Source organism: Aequorivita marisscotiae (assembly GCF_029814825.1).
In the GTDB taxonomy this organism is placed as follows: domain Bacteria; phylum Bacteroidota; class Bacteroidia; order Flavobacteriales; family Flavobacteriaceae; genus Aequorivita; species Aequorivita marisscotiae.
Map to the genome: position 1 here is coordinate 1,498,484 of NZ_CP122379.1, position 24,678 is coordinate 1,523,161.

The 24,678-nt window shown below is 37.7% G+C and carries 24 protein-coding genes; 10 read left to right on the plus strand and 14 right to left on the minus strand.

Annotated elements, in window-relative coordinates:
- Positions 1–2 precede the first annotated feature (2 nt).
- From QCQ61_RS06840 to nhaA, 4 genes are all read right to left on the minus strand, one after another.
- Positions 3–566, minus strand: a complete 564-nt coding sequence (locus tag QCQ61_RS06840; RefSeq protein WP_279450027.1) for a hypothetical protein — start codon at positions 564–566, stop codon at positions 3–5.
- A gap of 9 nt (positions 567–575) precedes the next feature.
- Positions 576–1,028 carry a GNAT family N-acetyltransferase gene (locus QCQ61_RS06845; protein ID WP_279450028.1) on the minus strand — a complete coding sequence of 151 codons (453 nt, stop codon included), beginning with the start codon at positions 1,026–1,028 and terminating at the stop codon, positions 576–578.
- A gap of 106 nt (positions 1,029–1,134) precedes the next feature.
- Positions 1,135–2,877, minus strand: coding sequence for an FG-GAP-like repeat-containing protein (locus tag QCQ61_RS06850; protein ID WP_279450029.1), 1,743 nt, complete (start codon positions 2,875–2,877; stop codon positions 1,135–1,137).
- A gap of 354 nt (positions 2,878–3,231) precedes the next feature.
- Positions 3,232–4,554: a Na+/H+ antiporter NhaA gene (gene nhaA, locus QCQ61_RS06855; RefSeq protein WP_279450030.1), complete on the minus strand. Its 1,323-nt coding sequence runs from the start codon at positions 4,552–4,554 to the stop codon at positions 3,232–3,234.
- A gap of 236 nt (positions 4,555–4,790) precedes the next feature.
- Here nhaA and ffh point away from each other — a divergent pair, with 236 nt between their 5' ends.
- Genes ffh through QCQ61_RS06870 form a run of 3 tightly spaced genes read left to right on the plus strand, consistent with a single transcriptional unit; the run spans position 4,791 to position 7,459 of the window.
- On the plus strand, positions 4,791–6,119 hold the full coding sequence (gene ffh, locus QCQ61_RS06860) for a signal recognition particle protein (protein WP_279450031.1): 1,329 nt from the start codon (positions 4,791–4,793) through the stop codon (positions 6,117–6,119).
- A gap of 59 nt (positions 6,120–6,178) precedes the next feature.
- Positions 6,179–6,541, plus strand: a complete 363-nt coding sequence (locus QCQ61_RS06865) for a four helix bundle protein (RefSeq protein WP_279450032.1) — start codon at positions 6,179–6,181, stop codon at positions 6,539–6,541.
- Positions 6,542–6,580: 39 nt separating this feature from the next.
- Entirely contained in the window at positions 6,581–7,459 is an 879-nt protein-coding gene (locus QCQ61_RS06870; protein ID WP_279450033.1) for a bifunctional 5,10-methylenetetrahydrofolate dehydrogenase/5,10-methenyltetrahydrofolate cyclohydrolase, read from the plus strand.
- On the opposite strand, the gene QCQ61_RS06875 is transcribed toward QCQ61_RS06870, so the two are convergent.
- The 7 genes from QCQ61_RS06875 to QCQ61_RS06905 form a co-directional block, all read right to left on the minus strand.
- Entirely contained in the window at positions 7,456–7,896 is a 441-nt protein-coding gene (locus QCQ61_RS06875) for a YkvA family protein (protein ID WP_279450034.1), read from the minus strand. The two genes, QCQ61_RS06870 and QCQ61_RS06875, sit on opposite strands and share 4 nt — an antisense overlap.
- Before the next feature lie 117 nt (positions 7,897–8,013).
- Positions 8,014–9,054 carry an AI-2E family transporter gene (locus QCQ61_RS06880; RefSeq protein ID WP_279450035.1) on the minus strand — a complete coding sequence of 347 codons (1,041 nt, stop codon included), beginning with the start codon at positions 9,052–9,054 and terminating at the stop codon, positions 8,014–8,016.
- Positions 9,051–9,479: a VOC family protein gene (locus tag QCQ61_RS06885; protein WP_279450036.1), complete on the minus strand. Its 429-nt coding sequence runs from the start codon at positions 9,477–9,479 to the stop codon at positions 9,051–9,053. The genes QCQ61_RS06880 and QCQ61_RS06885 overlap by 4 nt, the downstream gene beginning before the upstream one ends.
- Positions 9,479–9,718 (minus strand): DUF7218 family protein, encoded by a 240-nt coding sequence (locus QCQ61_RS06890; RefSeq protein ID WP_279450037.1) that lies wholly within the window; start codon positions 9,716–9,718, stop codon positions 9,479–9,481. Before QCQ61_RS06890 ends, QCQ61_RS06885 begins: the two co-directional genes overlap by 1 nt.
- A 62-nt stretch (positions 9,719–9,780) precedes the next feature.
- The gene (locus tag QCQ61_RS06895) at positions 9,781–9,966 is read right to left on the minus strand and encodes a hypothetical protein (protein WP_279450039.1); all 186 of its coding nucleotides are present in this window, start codon (positions 9,964–9,966) and stop codon (positions 9,781–9,783) included.
- Positions 9,967–10,055: 89 nt separating this feature from the next.
- On the minus strand, positions 10,056–10,619 hold the full coding sequence (locus tag QCQ61_RS06900; protein WP_279450040.1) for a hypothetical protein: 564 nt from the start codon (positions 10,617–10,619) through the stop codon (positions 10,056–10,058).
- A gap of 65 nt (positions 10,620–10,684) precedes the next feature.
- Positions 10,685–12,220 carry a helicase HerA-like domain-containing protein gene (locus QCQ61_RS06905; protein ID WP_279450041.1) on the minus strand — a complete coding sequence of 512 codons (1,536 nt, stop codon included), beginning with the start codon at positions 12,218–12,220 and terminating at the stop codon, positions 10,685–10,687.
- Between the two features lie 226 nt (positions 12,221–12,446).
- On the opposite strand from QCQ61_RS06905, the gene QCQ61_RS06910 reads away from it, so the two are divergent.
- Positions 12,447–13,076: a 7-carboxy-7-deazaguanine synthase QueE gene (locus QCQ61_RS06910; protein ID WP_279450042.1), complete on the plus strand. Its 630-nt coding sequence runs from the start codon at positions 12,447–12,449 to the stop codon at positions 13,074–13,076.
- A gap of 120 nt (positions 13,077–13,196) precedes the next feature.
- Here the strand turns inward: QCQ61_RS06910 and QCQ61_RS06915 are convergent, their stop codons facing one another.
- Positions 13,197–13,739: a DUF2911 domain-containing protein gene (locus tag QCQ61_RS06915; RefSeq protein ID WP_279450043.1), complete on the minus strand. Its 543-nt coding sequence runs from the start codon at positions 13,737–13,739 to the stop codon at positions 13,197–13,199.
- 306 nt (positions 13,740–14,045) lie between these two features.
- On the opposite strand from QCQ61_RS06915, the gene gyrB reads away from it, so the two are divergent.
- Both gyrB and mdh read left to right on the plus strand, forming a co-directional pair.
- On the plus strand, positions 14,046–15,986 hold the full coding sequence (gene gyrB / locus QCQ61_RS06920; RefSeq protein WP_279450044.1) for a DNA topoisomerase (ATP-hydrolyzing) subunit B: 1,941 nt from the start codon (positions 14,046–14,048) through the stop codon (positions 15,984–15,986).
- Between the two features lie 189 nt (positions 15,987–16,175).
- Positions 16,176–17,102: a malate dehydrogenase gene (gene mdh, locus QCQ61_RS06925; protein ID WP_279450045.1), complete on the plus strand. Its 927-nt coding sequence runs from the start codon at positions 16,176–16,178 to the stop codon at positions 17,100–17,102.
- Between the two features lie 62 nt (positions 17,103–17,164).
- Here the strand turns inward: mdh and QCQ61_RS06930 are convergent, their stop codons facing one another.
- Together QCQ61_RS06930 and QCQ61_RS06935 are read right to left on the minus strand one after the other, a co-directional pair.
- Complete coding sequence (locus tag QCQ61_RS06930; RefSeq protein WP_279450046.1) at positions 17,165–17,590, minus strand: hypothetical protein; 426 nt, start codon at positions 17,588–17,590, stop codon at positions 17,165–17,167.
- A 105-nt stretch (positions 17,591–17,695) separates the two neighbouring features.
- Positions 17,696–20,248: an adenosylcobalamin-dependent ribonucleoside-diphosphate reductase gene (locus tag QCQ61_RS06935; protein WP_279450047.1), complete on the minus strand. Its 2,553-nt coding sequence runs from the start codon at positions 20,246–20,248 to the stop codon at positions 17,696–17,698.
- A 291-nt stretch (positions 20,249–20,539) separates the two neighbouring features.
- On the opposite strand from QCQ61_RS06935, the gene QCQ61_RS06940 reads away from it, so the two are divergent.
- The 4 genes from QCQ61_RS06940 (at position 20,540) to QCQ61_RS06955 (ending at position 24,594) form a co-directional block, all read left to right on the plus strand.
- A complete protein-coding gene (locus tag QCQ61_RS06940) occupies positions 20,540–20,917 on the plus strand; it encodes a hypothetical protein (protein ID WP_279450048.1) in 378 nt (125 codons plus the stop codon).
- Between the two features lie 83 nt (positions 20,918–21,000).
- Positions 21,001–23,040 carry a TonB-dependent receptor gene (locus QCQ61_RS06945; protein ID WP_279450049.1) on the plus strand — a complete coding sequence of 680 codons (2,040 nt, stop codon included), beginning with the start codon at positions 21,001–21,003 and terminating at the stop codon, positions 23,038–23,040.
- Between the two features lie 15 nt (positions 23,041–23,055).
- The gene (locus tag QCQ61_RS06950) at positions 23,056–23,910 is read left to right on the plus strand and encodes a hypothetical protein (RefSeq protein ID WP_279450050.1); all 855 of its coding nucleotides are present in this window, start codon (positions 23,056–23,058) and stop codon (positions 23,908–23,910) included.
- A gap of 69 nt (positions 23,911–23,979) precedes the next feature.
- A complete protein-coding gene (locus QCQ61_RS06955) occupies positions 23,980–24,594 on the plus strand; it encodes a hypothetical protein (protein ID WP_279450051.1) in 615 nt (204 codons plus the stop codon).
- The last annotated feature ends 84 nt before the right edge of the window (positions 24,595–24,678 follow it).

Here is a 24,678-nt window from a genome sequence, read left to right on the forward strand (position 1 = left end):
GTTTATAAATTTAATAGTTTTTCAAAAATTTCGAAATGGTGTTTATCGGTTCGTAAGGAAATTAGAAGGCTGTCATTTTTAATATGTATTGAATAAACTTCTCCAGAAATAAAGAGGGGCTCTAAGTTTGTATAGAGTTTTTTTAGAAGTGTTGTATTCGATTCGCCATTTGTGATAATATATTTATTTGAATAGAGAAAGTCATTTGTATCACGATTTAATGGTTTTTTTAAAAAACTTCCACTGTTTTTTCTATTAATTGAGAAATTGGAACTTGTCGATAACTGCCACGGAGAGGACCATTCAACCATTGTTAGCAAATTTTGCTTTTTTGAAGAAAGCAACAGGTTGCCAGCAGAAGTGTATGTAGCTTTTTTATATTTTAAATACCAAGACTTTGGACTCGTAATTTTGCCTTCAACTAAATAGGACCACGCATTGTAGTTGCCTTTTACTTTACCATTTTTTGTGGCAATGTATTTTTCAAATTCGCTACAGAATTCTGCATTTATTTTATAAAACGGCGATGAAAGCTCGTTGGATGTTGCGTTCGATTTTATTTTCATTTGTATAGCTTAATTCAGGATTTTTTCAAAACAGATACTTGTAGCAACCTTACTGTATTGCCCGTAATTTTCGGTTATGGTATAGTTGCATTTTTTGTACAGGGCAATGGCTTCGGGTTGGTTAATACCCGTTTCCAAAATACATTTTTTATTGCCCAATGCAGCTGCCCAGATTTCCAGATGGTTTAAAATTTTGCCCGCAATTCCTTTGCCCCGTTGCTCCAATAAAACAAACATGCGTTTTACTTCCATTACATTTGGAGCATATTGTTTGATAGCGCCACAACCCACGGCTTGCCCATCTTTATTAAAAGCAACAACGGTGTGCTTTATTGCGTCTAATTTATTGAATTGATCGTAAAAGGCGTGATCATCGCCATCGCGAATAGAAAGTTCCTTATCGAGCAATAAAATTAATTTAATAAAATCCGGATTGGTGGAATTTGTGCGTAATAGATTCATTCGGTTTAAAAAATATACCAAGTGAAGATAGCAAAAACGTGCTGAAGTTTCATATTAAAAATTCAACACGTTTACTAATAAACCAACATTTAGGAACAGAAGGTTTTTAATTAATTATTACTTTTTGCGAAGTAATTTTACCATTGTTACTAATTTTTAAAACATATGTTCCGGGGCTTATATGGCTAATATCCATTTCTATAGAAGCTGCACCTGAATTAAATTTTTCCTTTACTTTTCTTGCGTTTATATCGAAAATTTCAACCTTTGAATAAATTTCATCTTTTCGAAAATTGATAACCAAAACATCATTTGCCGGCGTGGGATAAATAACAAAACCGTGTTTTAATTGCGTGTTTGTTCCTAACTGAATTCCATTGCCTTCAATTACTAAGTACGTGTTGTTTTCGTCAATATCGGTAAAAGTTTCCACGGCTCCCGATGGCCAATATATTTCAATTTCATCAACATTTATTGCATCCCCCAAACCAAAATGATTTGTAAAACTGTTTTGACTGCAATAGCCACTTGCAGCTTCAATTTGGCGGGTTTGCCATACTTGGGTGCCGTTTATTGTAGCTTTAATGCGAACTTTTGCCCCCACTGCCGAATTATTTGAAGGGCTACCAACACAGCGAATTTTAATCCAGTTATTGCCACTTCCCGTATTCGTAAATACCGAATTGTTTTGGTTTTCGTTTAAAGTATTCGCCAAAATCACATCTAGCCAACCATCGTTGTTGTAATCGCCAAACGCACATCCAAAAGTATTACCTTGATGGTTTGCCAAACTGCTGCTCGTATCTTTGTGAAACGTACCAGTTCCGTCATTTATAAAAAGCGAATTTGTTTCTTGCCCCGAAAAATAGGCGTTGCATACTAAAAGATCCAAATCGCCATCGTTGTCAACATCGGCGAAGGCAGAACCAAAGGAGCTTCCCATTTCCAAAGCAATCACAGAACTTGTTTGCTCTATAAAAGTTCCGTTTTCATTTATAAAAAGCTGGTTATTCTGTCCGTTCCAATTGGCAATAAACAGGTCGAAATCGCCATCGTTGTCAATATCTGCCCACGAGCTACCTGCAGAATTTTTGCCATTTTGGGTAATGGAAAGATCTGTAATTTTTGTAAAATTATCGGGGCCATCATTTCTAAAAAGTGAATTGTTTGCATTATTTTCATTCGCTACAAATAAATCGCTGTCGCCGTCGCCGTCGTAATCTATCCAATTTATAGATCGTGAGGCAAGCGTTTCGCTGGTTATAGATAAGCCGGTAACCGCTTCAAAAGAACCATTTCCTTGGTTTTCAAAATACAGATTTCGAGTGGAAACCACACTATTTGTAATATAAGTATCCAGGTATTGGTCGTTGTTGAGGTCTATCCAATTCGCCATTTCAGAATACGTTAGCGGAATTCCGATGGCGTTATCAGGCTCGTAGGTAAAAGTGCCATTGCCATTGTTTCGGTAAAAATAGTTTTTCTTGCCCGTGCCGTTTCTTCCGTACGTTACAACCAAGGCATCTAAATCGCCATCATTGTCAACATCGGCAAAACTCGCTCCGTCCGAGCGGTCGTTGTCCAAGACAATATCATCGGCGGTTACCGTGGTAAACGTATTATCGCGGTTATTTAAATATAGCATATTATTTTGCCCAGCAGTTGGCCCATTGGTAAAAAATATATCGTCCCAGCCATCGCCGTTTACATCAATAAAATTGGCACTTCGCGAGGCGGAAGGCGTTGTGGTAATGTCTGGAAAAGTGGTTTCTTCAAAAGACTGCGAAGCGCTTTTTTCAATAACTAATATGGAAATGAAAATACTGAGAAATTGTAATGATTTTATCATACTATTGAATTTTTAAATTTGGTTTTCAAGCTGAAAATTAATTTAAAATAGTGCTGAATTGGTCGGAAATGTGTTGAATGAAAGAATAGTGTTTTGAATAACCTAAATTCTGCTTTGGAATGATTGTTTTCCAAATTTTTTATTCGGCAGGCATAAAACCATTTTTTGAATTGAAGCCAACTTTGGAATTACACACGGGTTAAAATTCAAAATAACTATATTACAGAACCAGCAGTAGTATATACATGGAACTGCGAAATATGATTGCCAACACACAGGATTATTACGCGAATTTGCAATGTTGAAGTTGCACTGCTGCCAAATCAAAAAAAGTTGAATTTCTTTTTACATTGATTATCGCGTATGGTCAAAAGTTCCTTTTACAGTCTTAAACCGAAGAATACTAAACCCAATAATTGCGGAAAGAAAGGAGCCTATTAAAATACCGATTTTAGCCGAATCTATATACTCGGGGCTACTGTTAAATGCGAGTCCGGCAATAAATATGGCCATTGTAAAACCTATACCGGCCAAGAAGGACACCCCGATAATTTGTTTGTTGGTAATATCTGCGGGTACTTCTATAATTTTTAGTTTTCTGGCAACAAAAATAACTGTAGAAATACCTATACTTTTCCCTAAAATTAAGCAAATAATAATGTTAATAACGAGGGCAGATTCTAAATCCATGCTGCCATTACTATTAAGTGCCACACCTGCATTGGCAAGCGCAAAAACAGGAATTACTAAATATGCCACCCAATTGTGAAGCTTGTGTTCTAATACTTGTAAGGGAGAGCGGTACTTATCGGACCAGTCTTCTAAATCGTCAATTAAATCTAATTGCTCTGCCGAAAGCACAGGTTTTTGAAGAATGTTGCTCTTTTTTAAATTACCCACAATACTGTCTAATTGATCGGTAAATTCAAATGTGCTAATTTTTTGGCGCACCGGTACGGCAAAGGCCATTAAAATTCCGGCCAGGGTAGGGTGAAGGCCAGCTTTCAAAAATAAAAACCAAACCACAAATCCTGCAATAATGGTTAAAAACTCAAAGTATAAACCTTTATAGCTTAAAAAGTAAACAATTGCGAGCAATCCTAAGGCGGAGCCCAGCATTAGCATATCTAAGTCGCCGCTATAAAATACAGCAATTACCAATACCGCGCCCAAATCGTCTACAATTGCAAAGGCTGTTAAAAATATTTTTAAGCTTAAGGGCACTCTATTTCCGAGAACTTTTAAAATTGCCAACGAAAATGCAATGTCTGTGGCCATCGGAATTCCCCAGCCTTTTAGCGTTTCGGGGTTTTGGTTTAATACAATATATAAAATTACAGGAAGTGCAATCCCACCAATGGCGCCAAAAAGAGGAAACATTACTTTTTTGGTAGAATTGAGCTCGCCAATTAAAAATTCACGTTTTATTTCTAGTCCAATCAAGAAAAAGAAAATGGCCATTAACCCATCGTTCACCCATAGTAGAAGGGGTTTTCTCAATTCAAAACCGTCTGTAACAATTCCGAGTTCGTATTGCCAAAAATCTTGGTAACTATCGGCAAATGCCGAATTTGCCCAAACTAATGCAATAATGGTGGTTGCCAGCAATAAAATTCCTGTGGAACTTTGAAGGTTGACGAACTTCTGAAACGGAGAGAGTATTTTTGATTTTACCATATAATTTTTAAGAGCTGGCAAGATACCAAAACCATGACATAATTTAAAAGGCACAAGATACTTACCATCTCGTTTTATGAAATATTTGTGAAAATTGAACTTTTATCGATAAATTTTCCCACTATAGAAGGGGTGTTTTACTGAATGGTAAAAAAACACTTTGTAGAGCGTAGCTAATACAATGATTACTGCCTTCTTTTTTTTATCTTTGCACCTCGTAAAAAGAAAGGAAGATTATGTTCGACAATTTAAGCGATAAGCTAGATAAAGCACTGCACGTACTAAAAGGTCACGGCAGCATTACCGAAGTTAACGTAGCCGAAACTTTAAAGGAAGTACGCCGCGCACTTTTAGATGCCGATGTTAACTTTAAAACTGCTAAGGAATTTACCAATACTGTAAAGGAAAAAGCATTGGGTCAAAACGTGCTTACCACCCTACAGCCCGGCCAGCTAATGGTAAAATTGGTAAAGGACGAATTAACCGAATTAATGGGCGGTGAAACTGCCGGCATCAATTTAAGCGGTACACCAACCGTTATATTAATGTCTGGTTTGCAAGGTAGTGGTAAAACTACTTTCTCTGGAAAGCTTGCGAACTACCTAAAAACCAAAAAAACAAAAAAACCACTTTTGGTTGCCTGCGATATTTATCGTCCTGCGGCAATTAACCAATTGCACGTGGTGGGCGATCAGATAGGGGTTGAGGTTTACAGCGAACCCGAAAATAAAAATCCAGTTCAGATTGCACAAAATGCAATTGCACACGCTAAACAGAATGGTTTTAATGTGGTAATTGTAGATACCGCCGGACGTCTTGCCATAGATGAAGCGATGATGACCGAAATTGCAAACGTACATAAGGCAATCAATCCGCATGAAACATTATTTGTAGTAGATGCCATGACGGGGCAGGATGCTGTAAATACGGCAAAAACCTTTAACGAGCGATTAAATTTTGACGGAGTTGTACTTACAAAATTAGATGGTGATACCCGAGGTGGAGCTGCAATTTCAATAAAAAGTGTTGTAGATAAACCTATTAAATTTATTGGTACAGGCGAAAAGATGGATGCGATTGATGTATTTCATCCCGCACGTATGGCAGACCGAATCCTTGGTATGGGAGACGTTGTTTCGCTTGTAGAAAGGGCGCAAGAACAATTTGATGAAGAGGAAGCGCGAAAACTTCAGAAAAAAATTGCAAAAAACCAATTCGGTTTTGACGATTTTCTGAGCCAAATTCAACAGGTGAAGAAAATGGGTAGCATGAAAGATTTGGTGGGAATGATTCCCGGAGCTGGAAAAGCATTAAAAGATGTTGACATAGACGATGATGCTTTTAAAGGTATTGAAGCCATTATTCATTCTATGACTCCCACTGAAAGAACGCAGCCGTCAGTAATAAATGGCAGCCGAAAAAAGCGAATTGCCAAAGGTAGCGGTACGAGCGTTCAACAGGTAAATCAGCTTCTTAAACAATTTGACCAGATGAGTAAAATGATGAAGATGATGCAAAGTGGCGGCGGAAGAAAGATGATGCAGGCAATGGGGAAGATGCGTTGAAATAAGTAGCAGTATTCAGTAGTAGTAGGCAGTTGTTTCAATTTTAAGTTTAGTTAAACTTGAGTTTCAAAACTTTATTGGCGTATCAAAAAGGATTTGCACTTTCAATGGAAATTTTTGAAATCTCCAAAACCTTTCCCAAAGAGGAAACTTATTCACTTACTGACCAAATTCGAAGAAGTTCACGTTCTGTCTGTGCCAATATTGCTGAAGCTTACCGAAAAAGAAGATACGTAAAGCATTTCATCAGTAAGTTGACCGATAGCGATGCAGAGAATTCTGAAACACAAGTTTGGCTACAATTTGCTATGTCTTCAGGCTATATTTCAGTTGAAATAGAAACTGATCTCAATAAAAGAAGTGAAGAAATAGGCAGGCTAATAAATTATATGATTGATAATCCTGGCAAATTTGGAGTTTGAATTTCTGCAAACTGCAACTGCCACTGAATACTTTTACAAATGACAATACTAGACGGAAAAAAAGTTTCAAACGACATAAAAAATGAAATTGCTGCAGAAGTAGATAAAATGAAGGCCAACAGCGAAAAGGTGCCTCATCTTGCAGCAGTTATAGTAGGTAACGACGGGGCTAGCCTTACTTACGTTGGCAGTAAAGTTAGAGCTTGCGAACGTGTTGGTTTTGAATCTACCCTTATTAATTTGCCCGAGACTGTTAGCGAATTGGAGTTGTTAAAAACAATTAAAGATTTAAACGAAGACGATGCAATAGATGGTTTTATTATTCAGCTTCCATTGCCGCCTCAAATTGATACACAGAAAGTACTTTTAACTGTAGATCCTTCAAAAGATGTAGATGGATTTCATCCCGAAAACTTCGGCAAAATGGCTCTGGATATGAGTACATTTATTCCCGCAACCCCTTTCGGGATATTAGAATTGCTTCAACGATACGAAGTAGATACCAAAGGCAAACACACGGTTGTTATCGGGAGAAGCCATATTGTAGGTCGCCCCATGAGTATTTTGATGAGTCGTAGAGGGTGGCCGGGAAACAGTACTGTAACGCTTACCCATAGCAATACAAAAAACATTGCGCAGATAACTACGCAAGCAGATATTATTATTTCGGCATTGGGGGTTCCCAATTTCTTAAAGGCCGAAATGGTCAAAGACGATGCAGTTATTATTGACGTTGGAATTACGCGAGTTGAAGATCCAACGCATCCAAAAGGGTATGTAATTACTGGCGATGTAGATTTTGAAAATGTGAGCAAAAAAGCGTCTTTTATAACGCCCGTTCCGGGTGGCGTAGGGCCAATGACCATTGCCATGCTTTTAAAAAATACATTGCTTGCAAGAGAACAGCGAAAGGCTTAAGCTTCTTTTTCTTCAGCTAAGCGCCAATCTAGATACTTGTGTAAATCGGTTTCTATCCATCCCATTCCAATAGAAAGAACAGCCAAATCGTCAATATAACCAACGCCTGGAATAAAATCTGGAACTAAATCCATTGGGTTTAATATGTAAAGTAAGGCTACCGCTACCGTTGCAATGGTAAACCAAGGCATATTTGGATAGGTGCCGTTTTTTACGTCTTTTAACATTGCGAACATGATTTTTCCAAGTTCTTTATATTTTTTCAACGGACTGGCGCTACTCAATTTCTTTGAAATGGCTTCTTCATTATCCATTACCAATTCAACATCTTCATCTTTTATTTTTGTGACTTTTTCTTCCACAAAATCTTCGTTTACCTTAGAGTCCATCATAGCAATGTTAGACGATTTCTTATTTTTCTTTTTTCCGAAAAGCATACGTTTTTATTTTTTCTGTTTTAAAAGTAATTAATTGTAAACCGAATACTTTTAAAATTTTGTTATAAATACTTTACGAGCAATTATATTTTAAAAATTGTGACTTAAAATGAAATTTTAGAGTTTTTCTTCTGAATCGTAAACATCGGTTTTTCCGTATTCTGTTCTGTAAATTCTAACGATAACCATAAAGAGGCTTATGAGCAGTGGCCCAAATATTAACCCGATGAAGCCAAACAATGGAACGCCCACAATTACTCCTATTAAGGTAACTAAAGGATGTACATTATCTAACTTTTTGAGTACATAAAGACGAATAATGTTATCTGTTGAACCTACTACTACAAAGCCATAAACAAGTATCCCCCATGCCTGAAAATCGTGGCCGGTTGAAAGTGTAAGAACGAAAACCGGAAGAATTCCCACCAAAGTTCCAACAAAGGGAATCATACTGCCAATAGTAACAATTACGAACCAAAAGAAAGGATCCGCAATACCAAAAATCAAAAAGCCTATTAAGGCTACGAATCCCTGTGCTATGGCAACCAACGGAATTCCCAAGGCATTTGAACGCACCATGGCCTGAACTTCTATGCCTATCTCTTTTAAGTTGCCCCTGTCCATTGGGATGTATTCTTTTAAAGAAGCTCTTAAATCTTTGCGATTGGTTAGCATGTAATAGAGCATAAAATACATAAGCCCGATGGCGATAAACGCATTAAAGGTACCTCCTGCCAGACTTTGTAGATTTTCTGAAAGCCAACCCGTTATGGCAGAGGGGTCTATTTGTGAATTAAGATCGTAACCTACGCTGTCTTCAATCTTGCCTAATTGTTCCTTTAGTGCTCTGATTACGGCTGCCGAATTTTGTACGGCATCGCCAATTTTATTTGTAAGCATTAAGATTATACCTGCAATGGGTATAAGAATGCCAACAAACGATAAAAACATTAAAAATGCGGCGGCTAACGAAGAATTCCACTTTTTAACTTTCACCAACTTGGTCATCCATTTGCGCATTAAAACATAAATCGTGATAGCTCCTAAAACCCCCGTTAGATATGGTAATAGCTCTCTAAAAATAAGACTGCCCATAAATAAAATGAGCAGGATTACAAATATTTGACGAATAATTTGTGGTGGTATTTGCTTGTTCATTTTGCGAATAATTGGGTTGCGTTTGAAAAAGCTTTAAACTCCAAAGCATTTCCTGCAGGATCTTTAAAAAACATGGTGGCCTGTTCGCCAACTTGTCCTTTAAATCGTATATATGGTTCAAGGATGAAGGTAATGTTTTTTTGAATTAGTTTTTCAGAAAATACCTTAAAGGTTTCCATATCCAGCACAACCCCAAAATGGGGAACGGGCACTTGTTTACCATCAACAGGGTTTGCCGATTTGTATTCCTGGACGACCGTATCCTTTAAATGAATGACTAGCTGATGTCCGAAAAAATTGAAATCAACCCAATGATCGCTACTGCGTCCTTCAGTAAGTTCTAGTGTATTTTTATAAAAGTCGCGACAGCGTTCTAGATTATCTACCGGAATTGCGAGATGGAAAGGCCGTAGTGTATGGGTCATTAATTGTTTCTTAATGCGTGGATTAATTCTTTTTTATTCATCTTTGATCGGCCTTCAATTCCAACATTCTTAGCCTGTTCGTACAGCTCATTTTTGGTCCATTCTTCATAGGGTTCAGATTTTCCGCCCTTTTTTCCGGCATTTTCAGTATTAGCAATACGAGCGGCTTTTTCTTTACTATACCCTTTATCGCGAAGTGCTTCGTATTGGTCTTCGTTTTTAATTCTTGAATCTGGCATAACAGTTTTTTTAAAAAATAAAACCTTTTGCACAGCAAAAGGCTTTTAATATTTATTGATTATTATGTTTGGTCTGTGTCTTTTTTATTTTTTAGCAAACCAATTCCGGCGAAGAAGAAAACTATTCCGAGAATAATTAGTGCCCATGGGCTCATGCCAACTTCCATACTGCCAAATACGCTCAGTATCCCTAGAATAAGGCCTATTCCGCCTGCAATGGTTAAAATAAATCCTAAAATCTTAATCATAATTTAATTGTTTTGATGGTTAACTAGATTAAAATTAAAGGAAAAGGTTTGTTCAGTAATGAACCTTAACAAAATCTTTGCAGGAAAATCTATTCGGTAGAAGGTTCCCAGCCAATCATAAAATATTTAATTGGAGCCTCATCAGGAATTTGATTAGCTTCTACTTCTAGATTCATATCGTAACGGAGTTCTTCCGAAAGGCTTTTTTTATCAATGGTTAAATACACGTCAGTTTCCTTTAAAAATATAACCACAGCGTTAATTGTTGTTTCTATATTGTCTATGGTGTAATTGGCCTTTACATCTTTAAAAGTACTTGCGGTAGATAAGCCTTTATCAGTTTTATAACGAGGATCCAAAACCTGAATATTGGTTATGGGTGAATTAGGATCGTTTTCCTTTTGAGGTGAAAGCAGTAATAATTGTTTTCCGCCATTTTCATAAATTGCAACTTCACCTTGAGTTTCGAGAGCATTGGGCGAGGAATTTATCTTTACAATAGAATCTGAGGCAAAAATTGAATCTACCTGCTTTATTTTAATTTCCTTGGTTAAATTGCCAATGGCGCCATTTTGAATTAAAAATGGATCACTGTCTTCTCCACATTGAATAAAAGCGAGGCTAACAAGGGCTATAATCAGTAGTTTTTTCATTGTATTTTTTATTTCTATTAATTGTTAAATATTTGATTGATATGTGTGGATAAAACGACGTAAAGTTACCGCATCATTTTCCCCAATATCCCTAATACACTACGTATTACGGTAGGACTGGAGAGGGTTTTTATCCACGGATTTACAGTGCTTCGTCGGCGAGAGGTGCTTCGTCTATTGCTAGAAGTACTTTTTCTGGCGGCTTCTTTTTCTTTTTCAGCTTTTTCTTTTGCTTCTTCGCGATTTGCTTCTTCAATTTTCTCTGTTAGCATTTCATAGGCGCTTCTGCGATCTATAACTTCGTTGTATTTCGGAATTAATTTCGACGTATTTAATAGGCTTTTTAATTCCGTATCTGTTAAAATATCCATACGGCTCATGGGTGCCCGGAGCATAGTGCGTGCCAGAGGCGTTGGAATTCCCTTTTCGTTTAGGGCGCTAATTAATGCTTCTCCAATTCCCAAAGAAGTTAAAACTTCGTCGGTTTTATAATATTCTGAAATAGGATAGTTCTCGGCAGTAAGCTTAATTGCTTTTCTGTCTTTTGCCGTGAATGCGCGGAGGGCATGTTGAATTTTTAACCCGAGTTGACTCAGCACTGCGTCTGGAACATCTGTTGGGTTTTGCGTTACAAAATAGAGCCCCACACCTTTAGAACGTATAAGTTTTACAATACTTTCAATTTGGTCCAGTAACGAACTGCTCGCTTGGTTAAATATTAAATGGGCTTCGTCTATAAATATAACGAGCTCTGGCCTGCCGCTATCACCCTGTTCGGGGAAAGTTGCATAAATTTCTGCCAACAGGCTGAGCATAAATGTTGAAAAAAGTTTTGGCCTATCCTGGATATCGGTTAAACGAATAATGTTTATAAAGCCTCTTCCGTTTTCATCTATTCGAAGCAAATCGTCCGTATTAAACGATTTTTCGCCAAAAAACAAATCGGCGCCTTGCTGTTCTAATTCAACTATTTTTCGAAGAATTGCACCGGTGGAAGAAGATGAAATCCTGCCGTATTCGCTCGCAAATTCTTCTTTGCCTTCATCGGTGGTGTACTGTAATATTTTTTTGAAATCTTTTAAATCCAGTAACGGCATTTTGTGGTCGTCACAATATTTAAAAATTACCGAAACAATGCCCGATTGTACGTCGCTCAAATCTAAAATTCTGGAAAGTAAAACAGGGCCAAATTCACTAACGGTTGCACGAAGGCGAACGCCATCTTGGTCTGACAGGGTTAATACTTCAACTGGAAAGTTTTTTGCTTCAAACGGAAAACCTATTGCATTATGGCGCTCCTGGATTTTTGGATGGTCTGCACCCGGTTGCGCAATTCCGCTAAGATCGCCTTTTATATCCATCAACAATACTGGAATTCCTTTGTCAGAAAGGTTTTCTGCAATAATTTGAAGGGTTTTGGTTTTTCCAGTTCCAGTAGCACCCGCAATGAGCCCGTGACGGTTTAAAGTTTTTAACGGAACTTTTACATAAGCATCTTTTACAGTTTCGCCGTTGAGCATTGCGGCACCGAGATTTATGTAGTCTCCTTTGGTTTTATAACCATCGTTGATATAATCAAAAAAAACCTGTTTGTCTGCCATGGAATTAAGTTTTGCGCAAAAGTAACGAAATATAAATTCCAAATCTCTAAATACTAAATTTGAAATAAAAAACAAATTGAAATTTTTTTGAATCAGGTTACTTGTAACCAGCATTGAATAAATGTAACTGGCGTTTGTTTTTTAACTTTTTGCATATTCAAATTAATTTGCAATTTGGTGCCTGAGTTTCTGAGTTTTCAATTACAATTAAAGTATTTTTGCAGCGATGACAGAAGAAGTTCAAAAATTGGTAAATAAAGGGGTTATGCTTCCGTTGATGGAAGAATTTTACACCATTCAGGGCGAAGGTTTTCACAAAGGAACCGCCGCGTATTTTATTCGTGTTGGTGGTTGCGATGTAGGCTGCCATTGGTGCGATGTAAAAGAAAGTTGGGATGCGGAATTACACCCGCCTACGCCCATAGGTCAGATTGTTGAAAATGCAGCAGAATATTCAAAAACAATTGTAATTACGGGAGGCGAGCCGCTTACTTGGAATATGGACCCACTAACTAAGATGCTAAAAGCACAGGGAATGCAAATTCATATTGAAACTTCTGGCGCCTATAAATTAACAGGTACCTGGGATTGGATATGCCTTTCTCCCAAAAAAATGAAACTACCCACAGAAGCGGTCTATAAAGTTGCGAACGAACTGAAAGTAATTGTTTTTAACAAAGATGATTTTCGGTTTGCGGAAGAACAAGCTGCAAAAGTAAATGAAAACTGTATTTTGTACTTGCAGCCAGAGTGGAGCAAACGCGAAAAAATGAGTCCGTTAATTGTAGATTACGTCATGCAAAACCCAAAATGGAAGGTTTCGTTACAAACGCATAAATATTTGAATATTCCGTAAAAAACATTTAATTCCCAAAACACAAATCCCAAATTTATAATTTCGTGAATTTAGAGATTGTAATTTCTTTGGAATTTGGTGCTTGTGATTTGGAAATTGAAATTCCTTTTAAGAAAGTCCTCAGGCTTTTTTGAAAGGAATTTCCACATAATGGTCGTCCCAACCAATTAATAGGGTTGTTCCGTTATTTTCGGGCCTAAATATCATAGATAATGATTCAATAGGGGCGGCGGCATCTTTGCATTCAACTGTTATTCTAGCCACGTCTTTTTCTTTTTTATAGCTATACGCACCCCAAACATTGGTGTCGCTATTAACAATAATAGTCCATTGGTCTTCGCCGGGTATGGTATAAAGTGTATATGTGCCGGGGGTTAAAGTGGTTTTACCAAATTTTAGCGGGGTATAAATAGTAAGTTCGGTAGCCTCATTTGCACCTGTTCTCCATACCTCATCATACGGTACCAAATCGCCAAATACATCACGTCCCTTTTTCTGGGGGCGGCTGTAAATTACTCTTGCAATTGGCGGACTATTTTTGTCGGGTCGTGCCATTGCAAGATCCATTGGCGAGGCGTCCATTTGTGGAAAACTCTGTGCATTTAGATTTTGAAAGGCGATAGAAAAGATTGCAAAGCAACTAAATAGAAATATTTTTGTCATTGTTATTTGGTTTAAGAATGTTAGAAAAATACAACTTTATTGGAAATTCAAAAAATGAAATGTAATCCAATACTTGTCTTTTTAATTTTTAAATATTTTAAGTTAAAAACGTTTAATTGGTCGAAAATAATACACAACTATTACACCAAAATATGAAGCCGGTGCGAACCGCTTAAAAAAAGGCGTTTTTTCACAGATATTTGTTAATAACTTATCGCTTATAAATTACGCAAACCCTTAATTTTATTGGTGATTTGGTTATATTTGTTCGTTACGAAAAATACTGAAAATCATTCAAATTAATATATGAGCGAAGAACAGAAAAAAGGTAGTTACGGCGCCGATCAGATTCAAGCGTTAGAAGGAATGGAGCACGTGCGCATGCGCCCCTCCATGTATATTGGCGATGTAGGCCCACGCGGGTTGCACCATTTGGTTTATGAGGTGGTAGATAACTCTATAGATGAAGCTATGGGAGGTTATTGCGATACCATTGAAATGTGGATAAACGAGGATAATTCAATTACCGTAAAAGATAACGGTCGTGGAATACCGGTAGACACTCATAAAAAGGAAGGCGTTTCGGCACTGCAGGTGGTAATGACCAAGATTGGAGCAGGTGGAAAATTCGATAAAGATTCGTATAAAGTTTCTGGTGGATTGCACGGAGTTGGAGTTTCTGTTGTAAACGCACTTTCTGGACATTTGACCGCAACAGTGCATCGCGATGGCAAAATATGGCAGCAGGAATACGAACGCGGTAAGGCTATGTATCCTGTAAAATCTATTGGTGAAACCGATTTTAGAGGAACCATAGTTAACTTTAAGCCAGACCCCGAAATTTTTAAACAAACACTCGAATTTAGTTACGATACACTTGCGAGCAGAATGCGCGAGCTTTCGTTTTTAAATAAAGGCTTGACCATTTATCTAACCGATAAGCGCCAAACAGATGATAAAGGCGAATTTGTTAGCGAGAAATTTCACAGTAAAGAAGGTTTAAAGGAATTTATCCGCTTTTTAGATGGAAACCGCGAGCCCATTATTGCCGAAGTAATTTCAATGGAAGGCGAAAAGAATGATATTCCTGTTGAGGTTGCTATGGTTTACAATACTTCTTTTAACGAAAATCTTCATTCGTATGTAAATAATATTAACACTCACGAAGGAGGTACTCATCTTTCTGGGTTCCGTGCTGGGCTTACGCGAACTTTAAAAAAATACGCCGATGCTTCTGGAATGCTCGATAAATTAAAATTCGAGATTGCGGGCGACGATTTCCGTGAAGGCTTAACGGCCATTATTTCGGTGAAAGTTCAAGAGCCACAATTTGAGGGACAAACAAAAACCAAATTAGGTAACCGTGAAGTAACTGCAGCTGTAAGTCAAGCAGTGTCTGAAATGCTCGAGAATTATTTGGAAGAGCATCCTAACGATGCAAAAACCATAGTCCAAAAAGTAATTTTAGCGGCGCAAGCGCGCCACGCAGCGCGGAAAGCACGCGAAATGGTACAGCGCAAAACTGTTATGAGCGGTGGTGGTTTGCCAGGAAAACTTTCAGATTGCTCCGAACAGGATCCTGCAAAATGCGAAGTATTTCTCGTAGAGGGTGACTCTGCAGGGGGAACGGCCAAACAAGGTCGCGATCGTAATTTTCAGGCTATTTTACCGCTTCGAGGTAAAATTCTTAACGTGGAAAAAGCAATGCACCACAAAGTTTTTGAAAACGAAGAAATCCGAAATATTTATACTGCCCTCGGGGTTACTATTGGAACCGAGGAGGATAGTAAAGCGTTAAATCTTGAAAAATTACGATATCATAAAGTAGTAATTATGTGTGATGCCGATGTGGATGGTAGTCATATTGCAACTTTAATTTTAACGTTCTTCTTCCGTTATATGCGTGAGCTGGTTGAAGCGGGTTGTGTTTATATAGCTACGCCGCCTCTTTATTTAATAAAAAAAGGTGCCAAAAAAGCATATGCTTGGAGCGATAAAGAACGCGATAGGCTGAACGAAGAATATGGAGGTAGTGCTTCCATTCAACGTTATAAAGGTCTGGGTGAAATGAACGCAGAACAACTTTGGGACACCACAATGAATCCCGAATTCCGCACATTACGCCAAGTTACCATTGATAACGGAACTGAAGCGGATAGAATTTTCTCAATGCTTATGGGCGATGAAGTTCCACCGCGACGTGAGTTTATTGAGAAAAATGCAATTTATGCGAATATTGATGTGTAACTAAGTATATATACTTTTAAAGGCCCATTTCTGAATTATTTAGAAATGGGCTTTTTAGTTTTTAACCCTTTATTTTCATTATTTTAAGTAGATAATAGTACTTTTGTGCTAAGCTTAAAATGAGCTATTAAATAAACAATAACAGATTCCCGCCTTCGCGGGAAATACTTTAAACAATAAACATTTATTATGAAAGTAACAGTTGTAGGAGCAGGTGCTGTTGGCGCAAGTTGTGCTGAGTACATTGCCATCAAGAATTTTGCAAGCGAAGTAGTTTTGTTGGACATTAAGGAAGGATTTGCCGAAGGAAAGGCGATGGACTTGATGCAGACTGCTTCCTTAAACGGGTTCGACACAAAAATAACGGGCGTAACCAATGATTATTCAAAAACTGCAGAAAGCGATATTTGTGTAATCACTAGCGGAATTCCGCGAAAGCCGGGGATGACACGCGAAGAATTGATTGGAATTAATGCCGGCATTGTTAAGGATGTTTCTTCAAGCCTGGTTAAGCACTCTCCAAATACTATTATAATTGTAGTGAGCAACCCGATGGATACTATGGCATATTTGGTTCATAAAACATCCGGATTAGATAAAAATAAAATTATTGGAATGGGTGGCGCATTAGATAGCGCACGTTTTAAATATCGTTTAGCAGAGGCCTTGGGCGCTCCAATTAGTGATGTGGACGGAATGGTTATCGGTGGCCACAGCGATACGGGAATGGTTCCTTTAACGCGTTTGGCAACTAGAAATAGTGTGCCCGTTAGTAAATTTATTTCTGAAGAAAGATTAAATCAGGTAATGGAAGATACCAAAGTGGGTGGAGCTACGCTTACTAAATTATTGGGAACTTCGGCCTGGTACGCTCCGGGAGCAGCGGTTTCTGGTTTGGTACAAGCTATTGCGTGCGATCAAAAGAAAATGTTCCCTTGCTCGGTAATGCTTAATGGCGAGTACGGTTTAAAAGATATTTGTATTGGCGCTCCAGTTATTTTGGGTCGAAACGGTATTGAAAAAATAGTAGAACTTGAATTAAGCGATGCTGAAAAAACACATATGAAACAAAGTGCTGAAGGCGTTCGTAAAACGAATGATTTGCTGGAACTTTAATTTCAAGTTTAATTGAAAAATAATCAGACCTGTCAGGTTTTCAAAACCTGACAGGTCTTTTTTTATTCAAGGCACATCTTGCTGTCAATCCTTTGTATTTCTCCATTTACATTTAGAGTTGATTTTATATACATACATTTTCCATCTATTTTAATAAGCTCAGTTAAAATACCATTATTATCATTTAAGAATTGCTGATAATCAGAAAGTTTCATTTTTGTTTCGTCGTATTTTAATCTGTATGTGCAATCGTCAATCCATTCAATAATTTCATAGGAGGTTTTATTAAAATCTTCTCCTAATTTATTTTCTGGATCTTGCACAATTTCAATTTGGCTCGTTCCCTCTCTAATAATTTTATAGCCAACCGGGATATATTCGTCAGGATCAACATAAAACGTTCCATTTTTAAAATCTGAACAAGTTAAGTCTTGTGAAAAACTACAGAAACTAATTAAAAGGGATATTATTAAAATTACTATTTTCATATGTTAAATTTAACAATAAAACCCCAACGATTGAAAAAAAGTCATTGGGGTTTTCAGTAAAAATCTAAAAGCGAAACAGTCTCACGCCTCACCTCTCACGTCTATCTACCCACACTTAGAAGATCCACAATCTTTGCAAGTCAGGCAGCCTTCTTGGTAAATAAGCGAAGTGCTATTACAGTTTTCACACTTTTGTTTTTTTGCTTCGGTGCCATCGGCAACGTAGCGCTTTAATGCTCGCGCAACTCCGTTTTTCCAAGTGTTGATGCTTTCGCTGTCAAGTTGCAGGCTGTTTATCAAGTCTACCACTTTTTCAATTGGCATGCCGTGGCGGAGCGTGCTGGAAATCAGCTTCGCATAATTCCAAAACTCTGGGTTGAATTTGTGCGAAAGCCCTTCAATAGTGGTTTTGTAGCCTCTTTTGTTTTTATACTGAAAATCGTAACGCGAGGTTCCGTCTTCATTCCGGTTTTTAATAATTAGTCCTTCATTTACCCAACGTGGAATTAAAATTCCATCCTCGTCATCTGCAAAACCTGTGAAAATTTCATAAGGTTTTTCGTCAATCAATCCAATAAAAGCAATCCATTTGTCTTTGCTGTTTTGAAAGCGTACTACGTCGGCTTCCAGAATTTCTGGACGTTTTGTAGGGAAGGCGGTTAAGGTTTCGTTTTCTTCTTCTTTCTTTTCTTCGTTAGAGATTAAAACGCCCGAGCGTGAGCCATCTCGGTAAACAGTAACTCCTTTGCAACCCGCTTGCCAAGCTTCTAAGTAAAGCTTGCCAACCAACTCTTCGGTAGCGTCATTTGGTAAATTAATAGTTACCGAAATAGAATGGTCTACCCATTTTTGTACTGCGCCTTGCATACGTACCTTGCTCAACCAATCTACATCGTTAGATGTGGCTTTAAAATACGGCGATTTCTTAACAATTTTATTCAGTTCTTCTTGGCTGTAATTTTTGTCCGTAGCAATGCCATTCACCTCCATCCACTCCTTAAAACGGTGGTGGAACACTACGTATTCTTCCCAACTATCGCCTACTTCATCAACAAAATCAACGCGTACATTTTTATCGTTGGGGTTTACTTTTCTTCTTCGTTTATATACTGGAAGAAACACTGGTTCAATTCCCGAAGTAGTTTGCGTCATTAAACTGGTGGTGCCGGTGGGCGCAATGGTTAAAAGTGCAATATTTCGTCGGCCGTATTCTAACATGTCATAATACAGCTTTTCATCGGCTTCTTTAAGGCGTAAAATAAATGGATTGTTTCGCTCTCTTTCGCTGTCGAAAATTTTAAAGGGACCTCTTTCCTTAGCAGCATATACCGATGCTCGATATGCTTCTAAAGCAAGTGTTTTATGAATTTGTACTGAAAATTCTGTACCTTCCTTGCTGCCGTACTTAATGCCTAGCGCAGCAAGCATATCGCCTTCTGCGGTAATTCCAATACCGGTTCTTCGGCCTTCTTCGGCCTTGTGTTTTATATTTAACCAAAGGTTTTTTTCAACAGATTTAACCTCGTCGCTCTGTGGGTCGGCATCAATTTTAGCGATGATGGCATCTACTTTTTCAAGTTCTAAATCTATTATATCGTCCATTATTTTTTGAGCAATACCGATGTGTTTTTTGAAAAGTTCAAAATTGAAAGAAGCGTTTTTGGTGAAAGGTTCTTCAACATAAGAAAACAGGTTTATCGCCAATAAACGACACGAATCGTAAGGGCAAAGCGGAATTTCGCCACACGGATTTGTAGAAACGGTTTTGTAGCCTAAATCGGCATAGCAATCCGGAACCGATTCTTTAATTATGGTGTCCCAAAACAGAATGCCGGGTTCGGCAGATTTCCAGGCATTGTGTACTATTTTTTTCCAAAGTTTTATCGCTTCAATCTCTTTGGTGTTTTTCGGATTTTCACTAAAGATTGGGTATTTCTGTATATAGTTTTTTTCATCTTTTACCGCTTGCATAAAATCGTCGTCCATTCGTACAGAAACATTGGCGCCCGTAACTTTTCCCTGTTCCATTTTTGCATCGATAAAATCTTCGGAATCTGGGTGGTTAATAGACACCGAAAGCATTAAAGCTCCGCGCCTACCATCTTGCGCTACCTCGCGCGTTGAGTTTGAATAACGTTCCATAAATGGTACAATTCCCGTGGAAGTCAACGCCGAATTTTTCACTGGGGAACCTTTTGGCCGAATGTGCGAAAGGTCGTGACCAACACCTCCGCGGCGTTTCATTAATTGTACTTGTTCTTGGTCTATTTTCATAATTCCGCCGTAGGAGTCGGAATCGCCATTGTTGCCAATTACAAAACAGTTTGATAGAGAGGCGATTTGGTATGGATTGCCAATTCCCGCCATAGGACTACCTTGTGGCACAATGTATTTAAAATCTTTTATAGCATCAAAAACCTCTTGTTCGGTTAATGGATTTGCATAACGTTGCTCCACCCGTGCAATTTCCTTTGCAATGCGTTTGTGCATGTCGTTGGGTGTTTTTTCGTATATATTCCCATCGGAATCTTTTAAGGCATATTTATTTACCCAAACGCGGGCGGCAAGATCATCGCCTTTAAAATATTTAACTGAGGCTTCAAAAGCTTCATCCTGTGTGTAGGTAATTGGGGCGGAGACGGCATTTTTTATTTGCATAATCTGAAATGGGTTTTTTGGATGGTTTGAAATTCAATTTTAAAGTAGGTAAATATAACCAATTAGTAATCTCATTTTTTAATGAAAAATTAAAGTTGTCAAGAATTGATTGTTAATATATTGAAAAACAAGACTATAAAAATTTATCAACACTAAAAAGTTGACAAATTTTTAAATCTTCAGTTTTACATTATTTGTTATCGTATAGCGTACTTAAACTTATTTAAGTGGGCGAGGTAAAATGTGATAATTGTCATTTATAAAAGTTTTTTTACGGGTTATCTTTGTACTGTGAAAAACACAATACTCATACTGGCCTCTCTTATTATCCTCATAAAACCTTTGTGGCCGGTGGTAGATTATATTGCAAATTATGATTATATAGTCAATGTGTTGTGTGAGAATAAGGACAAGCCCGAAATGCAGTGTAACGGTAAGTGTCATTTATCTAAAGAATTGGCAAAAGAAGCCGGAGCCGAAGATGAAAATCCGTTTAACAACAAAACTTCCAAAATTGAAATTCAACAGTATATAATTTCAGAAGATATTTCGGAATATATATTTGCTTCCGGAAATGAGTTATATGATACCAAAATAATTGGTTACAGACCAAAATTGAATACTTCACTTTTTACTTCCAAAATTCTTCATCCTCCGCGGTTGGGATAATTTATTAGCAGGTGTTTGTTCTGAAATTTCGATTGAATATTTCAGAAGCATCAGACTTTTTTAATTATCAAAACTATTACAAAATGAAAGCATTTATAAGTGTATTTCCTGTAAAGGGAATGCGTATGGGGTGTGTTTTGGGTGTAGTGCTAGGCGGTATTTTAACTTCGCATGTTAACGCTCAGGAATATCCCGCAGATAGCCTGAAATTAATAAACCTTAACGAGGTAATTGTTATTTCAACGGCCAAACAATTAGATCATCAAAAACAGCGCAAACCGCTATCTACCTTAGACGAATTTTTAGAGTCGTCGCGCAGTATAAAAATGGTAAAACGGGGTGCCTATGCTTGGGAGCCAATTATGAACGATATGGCTTCCGAAAGATTGGCGATAACCATAGACGGAATGCAAATTTTTGGTGCGTGTACCGATAAGATGGACCCTATTACTTCGTATGTAGATGTGTCCAACCTCTCCGAGGCCCAAATAGGTTCCGGGCAACAAGGCGCAGCTTTTGGCAATACCATTGGTGGCGGTATAAATTTAAAACTAGACAAAAGTAATTTTAAATCTACTGGTTGGACCGGCTCTTTGGAAAGTGCTTTTGAAAGCAACAACGCAATGCGGGTTTTTGGTGGTGAACTAAATTATTCTGATAAACAGTTTTACCTAAACACCGATGCAATTTATAGAAAGGCCGATAATTATTCGGCTGGAGGCGACGAAGAAGTGCAATTTTCGCAATTTGAAAAATATAACTTTTCCGTTAATGCGGGTTATAAATTGGCCGAAGACAAATCTGTTGCCGCTACCTTAATATACGATGAGGCAAAAGATGTGGGATATCCTGCGTTAACGATGGATGTTTCCTTGGCACGTGCGGTGATTGGGTCGGTGAGTTTTAATCAGGATACACTGTTTGGCAATTTGAGCAATTGGGAATCTAAATTGTATTACAACACAATAAAGCATACCATGGACGATACCAAACGGCCCGATGTGCCAATACATATGGATATGCCCGGATGGAGTGAAACTGCAGGTTTTTATTCGCAGGCTAATTTTAACAGCGCGCAAAATCATTTCCTTTTTAAAATGGATGGATTTTATAACAAGAGTTACGCAGAAATGACCATGTATCCAAACAACAGCAACGAGCCGCTAATGTTTATGTTAACTTGGCCAGATGTGCGCACTAAAGATGTAGGTTTTTATGCAGAAGATCATATTCAATTTAAGAAGGCATCGTTAAAGCTATCCACGCGATTGGCATACCATTCCAATACGGTTGCCGATGATTTTGGGCTTAACAGCTTAAAAATTTTCTATCCTGAAATGCAAAAAACGAACACCCGATTTTTAAAAAGTTTTTCGGTTCAGTACCACGATATGTGGAAGGATTTTCACTTTAATACAGGTGTTTCATACGGCGAGCGCGCACCATCTGTTTCGGAAGGGTATGGTTTTTATTTGTTCAACAGTTTTGATAATCACGATTATATTGGCGATCCCGGTTTAAATACCGAAAGTTCTACCGATGTAAATCTTTCGGTAACCTTTAAAAAACCAATTTTTGAAATCGCGGCAACTGCAAATTATTTTCATATTTACAATTATATAATTGGGGTGGTAGATAGTTCGCTAAGCACTATGACCATTGGCGCCGAAGGGGTTAAAATTTATACCAATCTCGCGTACGCGCAGCTTTTTAACACATCGCTTTCTGGCCGATATAATATTTCGAACGCTTTTAAGTGGACAGGCCAAATATCGTATCACCGGGGCATTGACAACGATGGCGAAAACTTGCCATTGATTAGCCCAGTTTCGTACAGAAGTGCAATAGATTTTTATAAAAACCAGTTTTCGGCATCGCTGTCTGTAGATGGCGCTGGGGAGCAGACCAATTATAATGCTGCGTATGGTGAAACAAAAACCGCTGCATATGCAACGCTTTCGGCGAGTTTTGGGAAACGTTTCTTCGTAAATGAAAACGACCTTTTTGTAAAAGCCGGAATTGAAAACCTGCTCGATACCAAGTATTCTTCGTACACCGATTGGAATAATATTCCGAGAATGGGGAGAAACTTTTATTTAACTATTTCTTATTCAATAAATTAATTAAAAATTATAAAAATGAAAACACTAACATATATATTTACTATTCTTTTTCTTTCAGTTTCATTCGTAAGTTGTTCGGACGACGACGATAATACACCGGTAGAGGTAAATCCGGTTGAGGGTTTAGCCATGCTTTATAAAGTTGAAGCTGCAGACCATACAGTGCAATTCTATTCAGAAAAACAAAATCTTGAAGTAGGGTACAATGAAATTTATATCAGAATAAAAGATTTGGCAGGCAACACCTATGTATCAGATGCTGCTCCAAGTTGGATGCCTATGATGCATATGGAAACAATGGAGCACAGTGCGCCGCATACTTCGTTAAACAATACCGAAGAAAGTAGCGTTTATAAAGGTCATATTGTTTTTCAAATGCCAAGCAACGAAACAGAATATTGGGACCTAACGCTAAACTACACTTTGAAAGGTGAGGCAAAGCAAGAAGTGTTGCGCGTAACGGTAGCGCAACCTGCAGACGGTTTAAAAAAAACAAGCGTTTTTACAGGAAGCGATGATGTACGTTATATTTTGGCGTATGTAAATCCGAAGGAGCCTAAAGTTGCAGTAAACGATATGCAGGCCGTATTGTATAAAATGGAAAATATGATGAGTTTTCCTGTCGTGGAAAATTATACCATTACTGTAGATCCACGAATGCCGGGTATGGGCAATCACGGTTCTCCGAACAACGAAGATTTAGTTTACATGCCGTCATCAAAATTGTACAACGGAAAGCTGTCGTTAACCATGACGGGCTACTGGAAAATAAATTTAAAATTACTAAATGCCAATGGCGAGGTTTTAAAGGGCGAAGACGTAACGGAAGCCAACCCAGAGAGTAGCCTATATTTTGAGCTGGAATTTTAAACCAACAGATTTTTACATATTGTTTAAAGACTGTAGCGATACAGTCTTTATTTTTTTTATATTTGGCGCGTGAATTGTAAATGGTACATTCCTGTTTTTATTCTGGCCCTGGCTTTCTTTGGAATAAGCTTGGAGCAAACTACTTTGCCCAATCAGGAAATTGTAGTTGAGTTTAATACAGATAGCGTAAGTGCTTCTGAAGCAGAGCAAGCAATTGCAAGTGTTACCTCCCAATTAAAATCTATAGGAATAGCCCATATTTCTGTATCTGAAATTCACGACGGAAAACTAAAAGTAACATATTATAGCGAAACCGATGTTGCCACAGTAAAAGGACTATTTAGTAAGCAACACCAATTTCAACTTGCAGATACCGGGTTAAATACAACCGATACTTCGTCAAAAAATCCTGTAAGTAACGATTCGCATATTTATAAACTGAACGTAGTAACAATTCAGAAAGACTCTGGTGCCAATCTTGGTTTAAAAGGTGTATTAGTAGTTGTAAAATCTGCAAAAGATCAATACTTAAAACCGTTTAGTACAGTTGGTGTTTCTGAAACCAATATTGCTTCAAATCAATTTTTTGAAATAGTTGTGTATAAAAACTATCGCACTGTTTCGCTTTTAATAGATCACACTTCCTATAAAATTCCCGAAGTAAGAGCGGGGCCTATATCTTAATAAATACTTCGCAATAAATTTTTAAGGTGAAATACTTCGCTTTAAAAATGGTTTTGGAATATTCAAATATCTAAAACTACTAAA

Excerpts from the sequence above, each read along its gene's own strand:
- QCQ61_RS06840 (WP_279450027.1), bottom strand. The coding sequence starts at position 566 with ATGAAAATAAAATCGAACGCAACATCCAACGAGCTTTCATCGCCGTTT.
- QCQ61_RS06845 (WP_279450028.1), bottom strand. The coding sequence starts at position 1,028 with ATGAATCTATTACGCACAAATTCCACCAATCCGGATTTTATTAAATTA.
- QCQ61_RS06850 (WP_279450029.1), bottom strand. The coding sequence starts at position 2,877 with ATGATAAAATCATTACAATTTCTCAGTATTTTCATTTCCATATTAGTT.
- nhaA (WP_279450030.1), bottom strand. The coding sequence starts at position 4,554 with ATGGTAAAATCAAAAATACTCTCTCCGTTTCAGAAGTTCGTCAACCTT.
- ffh (WP_279450031.1), top strand. The coding sequence starts at position 4,791 with ATGTTCGACAATTTAAGCGATAAGCTAGATAAAGCACTGCACGTACTA.
- QCQ61_RS06870 (WP_279450033.1), top strand. The coding sequence starts at position 6,581 with ATGACAATACTAGACGGAAAAAAAGTTTCAAACGACATAAAAAATGAA.
- QCQ61_RS06875 (WP_279450034.1), bottom strand. The coding sequence starts at position 7,896 with ATGCTTTTCGGAAAAAAGAAAAATAAGAAATCGTCTAACATTGCTATG.
- QCQ61_RS06880 (WP_279450035.1), bottom strand. The coding sequence starts at position 9,054 with ATGAACAAGCAAATACCACCACAAATTATTCGTCAAATATTTGTAATC.
- QCQ61_RS06885 (WP_279450036.1), bottom strand. The coding sequence starts at position 9,479 with ATGACCCATACACTACGGCCTTTCCATCTCGCAATTCCGGTAGATAAT.
- QCQ61_RS06890 (WP_279450037.1), bottom strand. The coding sequence starts at position 9,718 with ATGCCAGATTCAAGAATTAAAAACGAAGACCAATACGAAGCACTTCGC.
- QCQ61_RS06895 (WP_279450039.1), bottom strand. The coding sequence starts at position 9,966 with ATGATTAAGATTTTAGGATTTATTTTAACCATTGCAGGCGGAATAGGC.
- QCQ61_RS06900 (WP_279450040.1), bottom strand. The coding sequence starts at position 10,619 with ATGAAAAAACTACTGATTATAGCCCTTGTTAGCCTCGCTTTTATTCAA.
- QCQ61_RS06905 (WP_279450041.1), bottom strand. The coding sequence starts at position 12,220 with ATGGCAGACAAACAGGTTTTTTTTGATTATATCAACGATGGTTATAAA.
- QCQ61_RS06910 (WP_279450042.1), top strand. The coding sequence starts at position 12,447 with ATGACAGAAGAAGTTCAAAAATTGGTAAATAAAGGGGTTATGCTTCCG.
- QCQ61_RS06915 (WP_279450043.1), bottom strand. The coding sequence starts at position 13,739 with ATGACAAAAATATTTCTATTTAGTTGCTTTGCAATCTTTTCTATCGCC.
- gyrB (WP_279450044.1), top strand. The coding sequence starts at position 14,046 with ATGAGCGAAGAACAGAAAAAAGGTAGTTACGGCGCCGATCAGATTCAA.
- mdh (WP_279450045.1), top strand. The coding sequence starts at position 16,176 with ATGAAAGTAACAGTTGTAGGAGCAGGTGCTGTTGGCGCAAGTTGTGCT.
- QCQ61_RS06930 (WP_279450046.1), bottom strand. The coding sequence starts at position 17,590 with ATGAAAATAGTAATTTTAATAATATCCCTTTTAATTAGTTTCTGTAGT.
- QCQ61_RS06935 (WP_279450047.1), bottom strand. The coding sequence starts at position 20,248 with ATGCAAATAAAAAATGCCGTCTCCGCCCCAATTACCTACACACAGGAT.
- QCQ61_RS06945 (WP_279450049.1), top strand. The coding sequence starts at position 21,001 with ATGAAAGCATTTATAAGTGTATTTCCTGTAAAGGGAATGCGTATGGGG.
- QCQ61_RS06950 (WP_279450050.1), top strand. The coding sequence starts at position 23,056 with ATGAAAACACTAACATATATATTTACTATTCTTTTTCTTTCAGTTTCA.